Origin of the sequence: Nonomuraea sp. NPDC005650, from assembly GCF_040605375.1 — a bacterium.
Taxonomy (GTDB): domain Bacteria; phylum Actinomycetota; class Actinomycetes; order Streptosporangiales; family Streptosporangiaceae; genus Nonomuraea.
Genome location: NZ_JBEXCR010000038.1, coordinates 71,948 through 85,174, shown reverse-complemented (window position 1 = coordinate 85,174; position 13,227 = coordinate 71,948). Strand labels below are relative to the sequence as shown.

The window sequence follows — 13,227 nt, the reverse complement described above, 5'->3', positions numbered from 1 at the left end:
GCATCGGGGGCGGGGGCGCACGGTGACGGACGGCGGCGGCTGGGACATCAAGGCGAGACGAGCCCGATGGGACTCGGACGAACATCCCCGGGACCGTAAGGGCCGGTGGATCGAGACCGGCGCCACGGTGCGCGTGTGGGGCGGCGGCCGCGGCCAAGTCGTCCGCAACATCGGCGGCGGCCGCCTCGAAGTCCGATTCGAGGACGGAGCGACGCGGAGCGTCCACCGCAACTACTTGACGGTCGAGCAGACCCCGCGAGGCGGCGCGCCGACCGGGACCGCCGCATCGCGGCCGCAGGCGCAGAAGGTGGAAGCCCCCTCGCGGGGCGCGGAGGACTACACCCCGGACGCACCGGACACGCGGACCCGGGCAGCCGACCTGCAGCCGGGTGAGCCGGTGCTCGTCTACGGGGAGACCGAGGCTGGCGACGACACCGCCCGGGTGGGCGTCGTCCAGTCGGTCAAGCCGCGCGAGGACGGCCAGGGCCACCGCGTGCAGTTGTCGAGCGGCCCGGTCGACGTGCCGGAGGACGCGACCGCGCGCCGCATCCCCGCTGACCGGCTGGCCGCGCTGAACGAGGCGATCGAGCGTGGCGACAGCACCGCGGACCAGATGGCGCGGGAGCTCCTGGATGAGATCACCGCCGAGGACGACCGCGAAGCCGAAGGAGGAGATGCCCCCTCCCTCGACCGCGCGGAGCGGGAGCAGGCGGCGGGCGGGTCCGACGCCGCGGCGAATGCGGGCGACGTGGCCAAGGGCGACCGTGTCGCGTTCGACGTCACCGTGACGGAAGCGCACCGGGAGTGGTTCGACACCCCCGGCGCGCGCCGCGTTCCGGAGCCAGGCCAGACCGTACGGGTGCGCGGCACGATCGCGAGCGATCCCGAGCAGGACATGCTCGGCGGGCGGACAATCCGTCTCGCCGATGGCGCCCGGTGGGAGTCGCAGCAGGGTGGTATCGGTCTGCTGTCGACGCGTGGCCGCGAATGGCAGGTCGACGACGGCCAGGAGGTGCAGCGATTGGGCCGCGGCGACGACCAGCCGAAGCGGCCGGCTCGCACGGAGCGGCCGGTTGGTGACCGCGCCGAGCAGGGCGGATTGTTCGCCGACGTCGGCAAAGAGGCCGCTGGCACGGAGGACATGTTCACCGCGGCCGAGCGTGACCGCGAAGAGGAAGAGCGCGCTGCCGCCCAGACGCAGGCGCGGGACCGTACCGCGGAGCCCGACGAGCCAGACCGTACTGCGGAGCCGGAGCCTGAGCCTGGCGGTGACGAGCTGGCCCCCCGCGCGGGCGTGTTCGACCCGGAGCAGGAACAGCGCATCGCCGACGCGATCGCCACCTTCCGGCAAGGCATGGCCGGAGACTCCGAGATGGGCATGATTCGCCCGTTCGCTGACCTGCGCGACCTGCTGATGGAGCAGCGCGGCGAGTTCGACTCGCAGCAGCGGGCCGAGGTCGAGCGGCTCACCGACGTCGCCACCGGCCTGCGCGACGAATGGGACCGGGCGCACGCCGAGCAGATCCGGCAGGAACGGCGCCGCCGCGACCGGGTGACCCAGGTGCGCGTGGACGCCGTCAACCGGGCCAAGGCCGGCGACCTGGACGGCGCGCTCGTGCTCGTCGACGACGCCGAACGCGAGCTCGGCGACGACGACGGATGGGAGTCGATCCGGGACCAGGCCCGCGCGGAGTGGATCGACCCAACCCCGCTGCCGTCCACCGACGACGGGACCCCGCCGTCCCCGGAGGGGATGACAGCGGTGCGGAGGGCCCGGCTGGTCGCCGCGATCGAGGAAGCTGCGGCCGGGTACCGGTGGACGGGCGACCCCGGCCGGTACATCGCCGAGGGCGCCGGGTCGAACGGTGTGCCGCGCCCAGGTGAGAAGGAATGGGTCGACGCCTACATCGCAGCCCACCCCGAGGTGCTGCAGTTCTCCGACCGGGAGCGGCTCCGGCGCGGCCGGCAGCGGGAGGCGCAGGAGGAGCAGTTCCAGCAGCAGGCGAAGAACCGGTCGAGTGAGGCGTTCGCCGCCTTCCAAGCTGGTGAGCATGACCGGGCGCTGGCGCTGATCGACGAGGCGGAGGAGCTGTCGCCGATCAGCGACCGGTGGGACCGGATCCGCGATGTGATCAACGAGGGCAGGCCCGCCGCCGCTGCGAGCGACGACAGCGGGGAGGAGGCAGCCGCGCCACCGGCCGTCCCGGACGCGCCCGCGGCGCCGGAAGCTGCGGAGGCTCCACCGCCGGAGCCTGTCGAGCAGGAGCGGGAGCCCGCCCCCGAAGGCCAGGTGTACGGCGACCAGATCCAGTCCGGCGACACGCTGGCCGTACCCAGCAGCGCAGGCGGCGCCTATGTGGGCCGCCGCTTCTCCGCGCGCGGCACCTACGTGCAGCCCGGCGGGCCCGCCCGGACCGGCGGCGACACCGTCACCCGCACCGTCACCGAGGTCACCCCGACGTCCGGCGGGCAGGCGGTCAAGGTCCGACTGGACGACGGCCGGGCGATCAGCGTGCGCGCCGACGAGCTCGTCAGCCGTGGCGAGCCCGCCGAGGTCACCACCCCGGGCGGGGAGCGGATCGGCGAGCGGGTGACCCACAAGCAGGTCGCAGCTGGTGACCATATCTCGTACGCGGTGCCTGCCCAGAACCTGCCCGCGTCGTTCGATCGCGACCAGTACGGGCTGTCCCGGTTCGACGAGGTGCGCGTCACGGGCACGGTCGCCAGCCGGCAGCCGGGCATGCCGTACGGGGAGCTGGAGCAGGTCACGCTGCGGCTGCCTGACGGGACGCTGGTGCCGGTGGCGCGGATGCGTGGCCGCTGGCCCGAGCGGGTCATGCTCCTCAACCCCGGCCAGGAAGACCAGGGTGGGCCTGACGTGCCCGGCCTGGAGGACAGTCCAGACCCGAGCACGCCGGCTGCCGAGGACCTGGTGCCCGGCGACCGGCTGCCCGCGGTGCCCGGAGGCCCGTCGGGCGTGGTGGAGCAGACCGACCGGATCGGGGACGGGCTGACGCACGTGACGGTCCGCACCGACGATGACGCCCGCCATGTCCGGCCCATCCCGGACGAGCGGCCCGTCCAGATCGCCGACGAGCCCGCACAGCCGACCGTCGACACCACTGAGGTGGTCGGTCTCGCGGTCGGCGACTGGTTCGTCGACGAGGACGGCCAGGTGCTGCGCGTCGTGTCCGAGCCTGTCGTGGACGGGGACCGGGCGCGGTTTGACGTCGCCACGGCGGAGGGGCCCGCGTTCGAGGTGGAAGCCGACCGCGGGTCCGTCGTGGCGCGCGTCACCGGCCAGGCAGGGACCAGCGCCGCCGACGCGGACGAGCGGTCGGTGGACCTGGATGAGGACCAGGCCGCCACCCCCGCGCCACCGACCGAGACGGAACCGCCGGCGCGGGTGCCGGTCATGCCTGTAGACGAGGGCATGGCCACGGGCCGCGTGCGGCTGCGTACGGCGCAGCGGCGCCGCATCCTCGACCTGGAGTTGGACGCCGAGGGCGCCCCCGTGGACGAGGACGTCCGCCAGGCCGCCGCCCGGTTGCGGGCCCGGCAGCCGCTCACTGCGGCGCAGATGAGGGCGCTGTCCGGCCATCTGCGGACGCTCGGCGAGGACGAGAGCCTGCCTGGGGCGCGTCGCCGCTCCCACCAGCGGACCGCCGCGTGGGTGGACGCCGCGTACGCGCGCGTGTCCGGGTTCCCGGTGCCGCCGGACGACCCGGGCCGCGACGCCCCGGAGAAGACCTACGCCCGCAACGTGACGATGGGCGACGTCATCGCGTTGCCCGACGACACCGACCCCGACCGGGTGGTGTACGGGACCGTCACCGCCAGGAAGGCGATCAGCGGGTTCGGGATGGTGCAGGTGCACGTCCGCATGAGCGACGGCAGTGTGCAGCAGCGGCTTATCCCGGATGGGGTCGATCTGTGGCTGCTGCCGGATCTGCCGGCAGACCGGGAATTGCTGCCGGCGTTCGACGACGACCCGGATTTCCGGCCGGAGGAGCACATCAATCCGTCCCGGCTCGAGGTCGGGGACGCGATCCGGTGGCCGCTCGACGGTGGCCGCTACCCGATCGCCAACGTCCGCAGCATTCGCAAGACGTCCCGGATGTTCGCCGAGGAGGACACCTGGGAGGCGGAGCTCGCGGTGCTCAATGACCGAGACGAGCCGATCTATACCGAGACGGTGACGCTGTCGTCTCGCGGCCGCCCCGCTGTCGTGCGCACCTGGCGCGGCCCCGCTTCGCAGGAACAGCCGTGGGACTCGGCTCTCTCCTACGACGGAGCAGGCGCTGTCACGGCCGACGAGGTGAGACCGGGCGACAGGGTGACCATCCCTACGGCGAGCGGCCCAAGAGGCGGATTCGTGCAGGCCGTCGCGCCGGTGACTGGCGACGACGGCCAGCAGATCGGTCGTATGGTCGCGCTGCGCGGCTATGACGGCGAGACCACCATGGTGCCGCTGGACGACGCCGCCGAGATTGTACAGCACTCGCGCGGCAGCGTGGACGCCGAGCAGCGCATCGCCGACGAACTGGAACGCCACTGGCAGGACACGCGGCAGCGCGCCGTGGCCAGAGCGCTCGCCGACGCAGAAACAGGCCTGTACCGGCAGGTGGCCGCGCGGCTGCTGGGTGATCTCGACACACGCCCGGTCGTGCCAGCGCGGGACCGCGATGAGGACGAGGTGTTCTCGCAGGCGCTGACCCGGCTCGAGGAGGTGTGGCAGGCGCAGCCTGACAACCTCGCCGACGACGTGGTGGCCGCGCTGCAGCCCGACGACGACGAGCAGGCCGCTGAGCTTCGCCGCAGGCTCACCCCGCTGGTGGCGGAGGTGCGCGACCGGGCCGCAGCCAACATGACCGCGGCGATCGGCCAGATCGACCCGCTGCCCGGAGAGACGTGGGATCAGGCACTGCGGCGCGTCATGCTGCAGTATCGGGACGCCCCTCCGGCATCGCTCGGGCGGGCGGGCGAGTCGCTCGCCGCGGTGGAGCTCAGCGTCGGGGATGCTCCCCTGCCCGACGTGCCCGCCCCGGACGCCGACGAGCTGTCCGCCAGGATGGCCGCCTACCGGGCCGCGCTACCGGAGGACCTGGCCAACATCGGGCGCAAGCCGGTACGGAAGACGGTGTTCCGGCCGGGCAGCCTGGCCGACCTTGAGGCCGGGCGGGTGCCGGACACGGACACGATCACGACGTGGGTGGACGACGTGGCCGAGGACGGCGGGCCAGGCGAGCACGCGATGCGGCACCTGGCCGTGCTGCGTGCGGTCGGCGCGGACCTGGACGCGCTGTACCGGCAGCGGCTGGCGGACGCTGACGTGGACGGGCTGAAGACCCGGTTCGACGAGCTGAAGGCCATGGGGCAGGAGCTGTGGAACGACGCGTACGCGGCGGACCAAAGGCTGGTGGACGCGGCCTATGCGAACCGGCCGGCGATCGCCCGCCAGTTCGGGTTCGAGCACTACAGCGATCTGCGCCGCGCGACACCGGAGATACAGCAGCAGGCCCGCGACGCTGGGTGGGCGTCGGTCGCGGACGAGGTTCGCACGCGTGACGAGGCCGTCGACCGTTACAAGGCGTACGCCGCGGAGCGGCAGGGGACGCAGCGACAGCTCGGCGAGATCCGCAGGAAGGCCGCGCTGGAGGTGCTGGCGCAGGTCCGCGACATGGGCGGCGACCCGCTGGAGTACCTGAACGCGACCGGGCGGCCGTTGACCGACCGGTCGCGGCTGTCGGGGGCGATGCGGATCGCGGAAGCGTCTTACCCGTCCGAGTGGCTGGCCATGGCCCGTGATGCTGGGCCTGTCCGTGTGCGAGATGGGAACGGCAGAGGCCAGTACACCATCGGCGGTGACGTACCTGAGATTCGCCTGCCGTGGGAGTCGCAGGAGATGTCCATCCCACGCGATGGCGACCGGGTGACGGAGACGGCACCGTCGAGCAACATCGGCGGGAACGACGCCGCCCGCGCCGCGGTGCACGAGTTCGCGCATCACCTGTCTGCGACGGTGCCGGGGCTGGCCGCGTCCGAGCGGGTTTTCCAGTGGGATCGCACCAGCACGGGCGAGATCGGTGAACGAACCCGCGGCCCGCTCTACTACCGATCCAACGGGACGTCCAGGGCACGGGTGCGTGACGGCGGCGGGTTCGCTTCGCCGTACGCGGGTCGCGAGTACGACGACGGCACTTTCGAGGTGTTCTCGGTCGGAATGGAGTCGCTTCTTGGCGGTTCGCCGCACCTGGACGACGATGACGACTACCGGGCGTGGACGCTGGGCACGCTCGCGCTGCTCGGCACCAGCAAGGACGGGCCGCGCCGCTCGCCGCTGTCCGGTGTCAACCTGTCGGAGCTGTCGGTCGACGAGCTGCGGACGCTGCTGTCTCGGGTGTGGGGCAACCCGGACGAGGTCGCCAGGGTGATGGCCGAGCTTGGGCGGCGCGACCGTGACGACGATGACCCGCTGGCCGGTGTCGACCTGGACACGCTGGAGCTCGGCGACCTGGTGCAGCTGCTTGGCGAGGTGGACGACGACTATGCGATCGCGCGCATCTCGGCGGCGATGGAGCGGTGGGAGGCGCAGCAGGCGATCAACGATGCGGAGGAGCGGGCGTCTGCGGAGCGGGCCGCCCGCGTGGATGAGCTTAGGGCCGGCGGGATGCCGGAGATGGAGGCGTGGGCGGAGGTGCACCAGTTGTCGTACCAGGAGCTGGAGCGGCAGCAGAACGATGCCCAGTTCGACCGGTTGCCTGGGGAGACGCGGGACCAGATGGCGCGCCGGCACTACGACTTGTGGCTGCATCAGCAGTTCCTCAAGGCCGAGGCCGCCACGAACGGGTTCATGCTCGGCGAGGCAGGCCGGGCGCGGGGCATCGACCCGAAGGCTTTGTTCTCTGGGCGCCGCAGCGAGGCCGAGAAGTACGCGTCGCAGGAGCTGAAGGTCTGGTGGGACGCGAACGGGTGGATGAACTTCACGGAGTTCAAGGCGCAAATGTTGCAGCGGGAACGGGACCGGAAGGCCGCCGAGGCTGGCCGTACGGCACGAGACTTCAACCGGTAGGAAGGCTTACCAGATGGCTGGAGAGACGGTGTCACGGGTGGCGCTCGGCGCCGCCCGGATCGCGGGCCGGACCCTCGCGAGGGTGGGCTCGCCGATCACCGCGTGCCCGTACCCGGGCGGGCCGTTGCAGTTCGCGTTCGTTGACGCCTACCTGCAGGAGGCTCCGCCTACCCCGGGCACGGTCGACTACGACGACAGCGGGGAGGCATGAGGTGCTGAAGGTGTACGGCTACATGGACGGGATCGCCTACGGGGTGACGGTCGGCACCCCGCGAGAGGACGCGGCCGCCACGGTCGGTGTGATGTCCGGCTCCCCTGGCGTGTGCTCGCTGCTGCGCATCCGCGATGGCGAGCCGATCGACGGGCCGCACGGCGGCACCACCTACCTGGACGTGAACAACCCCGACCGGGTGCTGGAGGCGCTGACCGCGTGGACTCAGGTCGTGCGCGTGGCCGGTGATGGCGACGGCGACGGGCCGCAGGACGTAAGCGGATAGATCGGCCACCATGCCCCCTCGTGAGGAATACCGAGGGGGCATGGCGGGTCGGGCTCGTCATCGGCATCGTGATCGGGCTGGCCGCGCTGGGGGCGGCGTGGCCGGCGCTGACGGCGCTGGTGGATGAGCTGATCGCGTCGTATGGGGTTCCCTCGCCAACCATCTCAGGGGGGACCCTATGACGCTGTACGGCGCCAACGGCGGCCAGCTCACCAAGACGGCCGCGGCCGCCAAGACGTCGGCCGTACCGGTCACCGATCCGGTGATCAAGGTGAATGAGAACCTGTACGAAGGCGTGCGCCCGGACGGTTCGGCGTGGCCGCCCGCAGGCCGGAAGCTGAAGTTCTTCGAGGGCCAGCTCATCAAGCAGTCGGAACTGGACGCGCTGTTCCCGGCCGCGGCCATCACGAGCATCACGCCGGCCACGGGCGCGGTCGCGGGCGGCACCAATGTCACCATCCGGGGCAAGAACTTCACGCCGACCGCCGCGGCGAACGCGGTGACGTTCGGCGGCACCAACGCCACGAACATCAAGGTCGTCGACGACACCACCATCACCTGCACCACGCCGGCCAAGACGGCGGGCGCCGTCAACGTGGTGGTGGCCGCCGACGCCGGCGCGGTGACCGCGACCAACGGGTTCACCTTCGCCTGATGACGGGCGTGCAGTGGTCGCGCTGGGGCGTCCGGTTCACCGCCGCCGCCCCGGTGCAGACCAAAGCATTCTCCGGCGGGGCCCGCCCTGAGCGGGCGCCCGGCGGCGATTGGCAGGCGCGGGGGTGGCGCGGCCGGTGGGTCCGCATGGGCGGCCGCGTGCAGCTCGCTGGCCGCGCCCGGCGGGGCACGGTGACCGGAGTCCCCAGCGCCACGCGGGTGACCGTGTCGTGGGACGACGGGCTGTCGAGCACGGTGCCTGCGTACATGGTGCGGCCATTGCCCTCCGACTCCCCCGCCGCGGCTGGTCGCCAGCCTGGTCGTAGGGGCGCAGGCAGGCTGCCAGGTCCGTCAGCAGGGGGCGGGCCCGAGGGCGCGGGCGGGGAGCCGCCTGAGCCGCCCAGGCCGAAGGTGCGCGACCTGATCCCCGTCCGCGGCGAGCCGTGGGACAGCGACGCCGCTACCGAGGGGCTGCGCTGGCTCTTGGAAGGCCGTGACTTCGCCGGCTACCAGATCGAGATCGCGATCATGAACGACGGCGCGCCGAAGGACGGCGGGACGTACGTGCACTGGACGGCCGGAGTGATGAAGGACGGCGAGCCGGTCGGCACGATGATGCGGCGATGGGACCGGCACCCTGACGGGACGGTGACGGCCTGGAACGACGTGCTGGAGCTGGAGCCCGAGCACCGCGGGAAGGGGTTCGCGCCCGCCATCAGCGCCTACCTGGAGCAGCTCTACATCGAGTCCGGGTTCGAGCGCGTCGACGTCTACGCGTCCTCCGAGGACGGCGGGTACACGTGGGCGTCCGCGGGCTTCGGCTTCCTCAACGACTACGAGGCCGAAGCCAGGTTGGAGGCGCTGCAGGCCGAGCAGGAGGCGCTGATCCGGGAGCGCGACTCGTGGGCCGGTCCGAAGGACGATCCCCGGTATGAGCGGATCGTGAGCGAGATCACCGCCGCCGAGCAGCTCCTTCAGCGGTGGCAGCGTTTCGAGTTCGGGGACCCTGGATTTCCTACTGCGCGAGAGATCAGCCAGACTGGGCGCAGGCCCGGTGAGACCATCCGTGACCATACGTGGATCGGGGCCCGGGCGATGAGAGGCTCAGACTGGGAGGGGGTCAAATGGCTCCGCTGATTTTCGGCCGTGAGGCTGACAAGGTCTACAACGACATGCATCGGCAGTGGGCGCTCGACCACCCCGGTGTCGACCCTGCCGAGGATGCCGAGTTCCTGCGCGCGTTCCGCAGCGCGGTCGGTCAGGACCCGGAGACGGGCCTGTACCCGGAGGTTTAGAGCCGGGGTTTGGAGCTGCACGAACACGAGGGGGCGGGCCGCGCGGCCCGCCCCCTCGTGTCTCTAGCTGGGGTTACTTACCTGCGGGGATCGCGATGGTGAGCTCCACTCCGTTGGTCGTCGCGATGATGACCACGATGAGGATGAGGAGCTTCCACCACTGCCGGACAGGGTTCTGAATCTGGCCGGGAGTGATAACACAAGGGTAGTAAGCAATCCCGAGGGTAGTGAGAACGCTAGTCACAGCGTTCTTCAAGAGGTCGTAGTAAGGGGTAATGGAGTCCCCTCTATTAATGTAAATGGCTGGGTCTTGGCTCACGTGCTTTTAGTGTCCTTAGTGACGTGAGTCGGCTATCCAGCCTATTAGCGGAGACCTGTATGCTCCCCGGTTTAACTTAATCCGGTATCATGGAGCTTGGTAGTACAGGAGTCCTGCCGCCAACAGGCTGGTAGCTGGCTCGGTACGGTGGGAGGCCCCGGCCGTTGGCGCGGCTGGGGCCTCCCTTTTGCGTCTCCAATAATAGCCGGAAACGGCCCCGCGTGGAGCGTGCGTTTGACGTGCAGAAACGCTCTCCCGGGAGGAATTCGCGCATGCGATCTTGAGATCTTGAGAAAGGATTGCGTAGATGGCCAAGCAGATCCAGGGGTTTCGCGTACACGACCAAGTCAGACCAGGGGTTTTGCGTACACGGCTAAGCAGATGGAAGCCATAACTGACGTCATACCGAGGGGATCCCCGGTGACATTACGAGATCACGCCCCCCGCTGCGGGCAGGACGTAAGCGGCGTGACCTGACATCCTCCCGCCCGATTGACGCATCGGGGGGAGACCGCTGTGACCGTGACCTTGCCCGTACGGGTCGAGCTGGAGCGTAAGGGGTCGGCGTCGACGCCCGGCGCGATCCTGACCAGGGACGAGGGCGTCGTCGAGGCGCTCGTGTCGATCACGGGCGTGGTCGACAACGTCGGCGACCTGATCGTCCCGGGCAGCTATCGGCGGACGCTCGGCGAGCGAAGGCCGAAGGGCATTTTCAGCCACGACACGAAGGTATGGACCGCGCGCACGGAGGCGATCGAGGAGCTGCTGCCCGGCGACCCGCGCCTGCCGAAGACGACGAAGGACGGCAGGCCGTGGCCGCGCGAGGCCGGCGCCCTGTACGTCAAGTGCCGTTTCAACCTCGCGTCCGACGATGGCCGCAACGCTTACGAGACCGTCCGCTTCTTCAGCGAAACGGACGAGTGCGAATGGTCGATCGGCTACACCGTCCCCAAGGGCGGAGCCAAGAGCCGAAGCGGCGTCCGCTACATCACCGACCTGGACCTGTGGGAATACAGCCCCGTGCTGTTCGGGGCGGCGTCCATGTCGGCCACCCTGTCCGTGAAGGCCAACCAGCCCGCCGGAGCGACCGAGAGCAACGAGGGCGGGGAGGTGGGTGACGAGTGGGACGACCTGCTCACCCCCGACACCGGCTCAGACGACGCGGCCGCCAGCGTGGTGGGGGTCGACCAGGGGGCGATGATCGCCCTTGCGGTGCCCGCCGACGCGGCCGCCGAGCTCGCCATCCCGGACGGCCTGGCGCCGGACGATCTGCACGTCACGCTCGTCTACATGGGCAAGAACATCCCCTCCGAGACGTGGGAGCAGGCCATCGAGGTGGCCCGCCAGGTCGCAGCCAAGCAGGGCCCGCTGGCCGGGCAGCTCGGCGGGATCGGCGCGTTCCCCGCAGCGGAGGACGGCGTCCCCGTTTTCGTGCCCGTCGACGTGCCCGGCCTGGAGGTGCTGCGACAGCGGCTCGCCGAGGCGCTGGACGCCGCCGGCATCGAGTACGCCGCCAACCACGGCTACACGCCGCACGTCACCTTGCGGTACGTGGAGCCCGGGGAGCCGATGCCGGATCCGGTCGCGCCCGTGCCGGTGGCTTTCGACGGCCTGACGGTCGTGGCCGACGACGAGCCGACCGCGATCCCGTTCGGCGCGGGGGCCGGGGCCGCGGAGGTGAAGTCCGCCCAGTTGCCGTTGTCTGGCGTCCAGGTGCCTCTGTCGTTCGAGGAGACCCGCGACGCGATCCGGTCCGCGGTCGCCGGCTGGCTGGACGGCCAGGCCGTCAAGGGGTGGGTGAGCGTCGATGCGACGTTCGCCGACCAAGCCGTCGTCACCGTCATCCGCGACGACGACATCGCGCTCTCCTACCAGGTGCCCTACACGGTGACGGGCGACGGGGTGGACGTCGGCGAACCGGCCGTCGTGTCGGTGGACCGGGCGGGCGAGGTGGACGAGCTGGCCGCCGTCGACGCTGTCGAGGACGCCGTGCATGGGCTCAAGCAGACTGGCGGCTGGGAGACCAAGGCGGGCCGCGTGCTCAGCGACGCGAACGCGAAACGCCTGCGCACGGCGCTCAGCATTCTGCGGGAGGTCCTCGCTGCGGCGGGGATCCCTGTCGACCACGACAAGACGGAGATCCCGGTGCAGGACGAGGAGAACCCTCCCCCGCCGCCGTCGATCATGCCTGACAGCACCGCGCCGTCCGCGATGCCGAACGAGCTCAAGGAGCACGTGGTGCTCACCGGTGAGGAGATCCGGGCGGGGCTCGACATCATCGCTGAGGTGAAGGCGTGGTCGTGATGACGCTGATCAAGCGGCTGGCCAGCCGGCAACGCAAGGTCGACAGGCTGGCCGCCCAACTCGACCGGGCCCGGCACGAGGCACGAGGCATTCACCAACTGCGGGCCCAGCTCGTGGAGGCGCGCGCCCACGCCGAAAGCGCGCAGGAGGAGACGCACCTCCTCAACGCCAAGCTGGACACCGCCCAGGCGAACGTGCGTAAGCTCACGCTCCGGCTGACTGCCGTGGACGTCGACCGGTTACGCGGGGAGAACGCCGATCTGCGGGCGGAGGTGGCGTTGCTGCGCTCCCAACGTCAGGGCCCGTCCCGGGAGGAGTACCTGCGGGAGCGGGAGACGAACGCCCGCCTCGCCGAGCAGTTGCGGCAGGCGGAGGAACGCCTGCAGAAGGCGGAGGAGGCGCTGGCGGCGTACGAGGCGGCGCCGGTCAGCGGCTGACACCGAGGCTGTCGAGCGCGGCCTGGACACGGCGCAGGCCCTGCCCGCCAGGCTTCGAGGGCACTTGCCATTCGAGCAGTTGCCCGTCCGGCGAGGTGTAGGTGAGCGTGCCGCCGCGGGCGTACGCGTCGAATGTGATCACGTAGTTCTGGAAGCGGCCAGGCTGGATGTTGCGCTCGGCGTTCGGCACGTTGACGCGGCCGACCCATGGCGGTGTCGCTCCGGCCGCCGTGGTGACGGTCTCCCCATCGTCGGAGGCCAGGGAGAACCCGAAGTTGGACGCGGGCGGCGGCACATGGTCCGCGCCGGTGGTGGCGGCCACCTTGACCGCGATCGCTGTGAAGACGCCGTTCTCCGGCCGGCCGAGGGTGGCGTGCCCCTTGTGGTAGTAGACGCCGAGCGGGGTGACCTGTAACGGCTGCCCCTGTTCTCCCTTCCCGTCGCCGGGTTTACCCCAGTCGAGTGTCACCGCGGGCGGCGGCGCGGTCTTGGCCGCTTCCGTGGCGGTGGTCGGCGCTTCGCCGCCGAAGTGCGGCTCTTTGGTGGTGGAACATCCGGTGATGATCAGCGCCGCTGCGAGCAGCCGCGTCAGGTAGCGCACGCGCACAAGGTCCCCCTCTTCGGGATCGTTCCAGTCCCCCGACCAGCA

10 protein-coding genes are annotated in these 13,227 nt (G+C 71.0%); 9 read left to right on the top strand and 1 reads right to left on the bottom strand.

All coding sequences use genetic code 11. The features are described 5' to 3' along the window. Window positions 1-22 precede the first annotated feature (22 nt). From ABZS69_RS48020 to ABZS69_RS47980, 9 genes are all read left to right on the top strand, one after another. On the top strand, window positions 23-7,072 hold the full coding sequence (locus ABZS69_RS48020) for a hypothetical protein (protein WP_355385721.1): 7,050 nt from the start codon (window positions 23-25) through the stop codon (window positions 7,070-7,072). 13 nt (window positions 7,073-7,085) lie between these two features. Beyond that, window positions 7,086-7,283 carry a hypothetical protein gene (locus ABZS69_RS48015; RefSeq protein ID WP_355385718.1) on the top strand — a complete coding sequence of 66 codons (198 nt, stop codon included), beginning with the start codon at window positions 7,086-7,088 and terminating at the stop codon, window positions 7,281-7,283. Between the two features lies 1 nt (window position 7,284). Next, window positions 7,285-7,569, top strand: a complete 285-nt coding sequence (locus ABZS69_RS48010) for a hypothetical protein (protein WP_355385715.1) — start codon at window positions 7,285-7,287, stop codon at window positions 7,567-7,569. Window positions 7,570-7,589: 20 nt separating this feature from the next. Further along, entirely contained in the window at window positions 7,590-7,751 is a 162-nt protein-coding gene (locus tag ABZS69_RS48005; RefSeq protein ID WP_355385712.1) for a hypothetical protein, read from the top strand. Further along, complete coding sequence (locus tag ABZS69_RS48000; RefSeq protein ID WP_355385709.1) at window positions 7,748-8,224, top strand: IPT/TIG domain-containing protein; 477 nt, start codon at window positions 7,748-7,750, stop codon at window positions 8,222-8,224. Before ABZS69_RS48005 ends, ABZS69_RS48000 begins: the two co-directional genes overlap by 4 nt. Further along, entirely contained in the window at window positions 8,224-9,360 is a 1,137-nt protein-coding gene (locus ABZS69_RS47995) for a GNAT family N-acetyltransferase (protein ID WP_355385707.1), read from the top strand. The genes ABZS69_RS48000 and ABZS69_RS47995 overlap by 1 nt, the downstream gene beginning before the upstream one ends. Then, window positions 9,348-9,518 carry a hypothetical protein gene (locus ABZS69_RS47990; protein WP_355385704.1) on the top strand — a complete coding sequence of 57 codons (171 nt, stop codon included), beginning with the start codon at window positions 9,348-9,350 and terminating at the stop codon, window positions 9,516-9,518. The genes ABZS69_RS47995 and ABZS69_RS47990 overlap by 13 nt, the downstream gene beginning before the upstream one ends. 835 nt (window positions 9,519-10,353) lie before the next feature. After that, window positions 10,354-12,141: a 2'-5' RNA ligase family protein gene (locus ABZS69_RS47985; protein ID WP_355385701.1), complete on the top strand. Its 1,788-nt coding sequence runs from the start codon at window positions 10,354-10,356 to the stop codon at window positions 12,139-12,141. Further along, window positions 12,132-12,578, top strand: coding sequence for a hypothetical protein (locus ABZS69_RS47980; RefSeq protein WP_355385698.1), 447 nt, complete (start codon window positions 12,132-12,134; stop codon window positions 12,576-12,578). The genes ABZS69_RS47985 and ABZS69_RS47980 overlap by 10 nt, the downstream gene beginning before the upstream one ends. Here ABZS69_RS47980 and ABZS69_RS47975 read toward each other — a convergent pair. Then, the gene (locus ABZS69_RS47975; protein WP_355385695.1) at window positions 12,568-13,179 is read right to left on the bottom strand and encodes a hypothetical protein; all 612 of its coding nucleotides are present in this window, start codon (window positions 13,177-13,179) and stop codon (window positions 12,568-12,570) included. The genes ABZS69_RS47980 and ABZS69_RS47975 overlap by 11 nt on opposite strands. Window positions 13,180-13,227 lie beyond the last annotated feature (48 nt).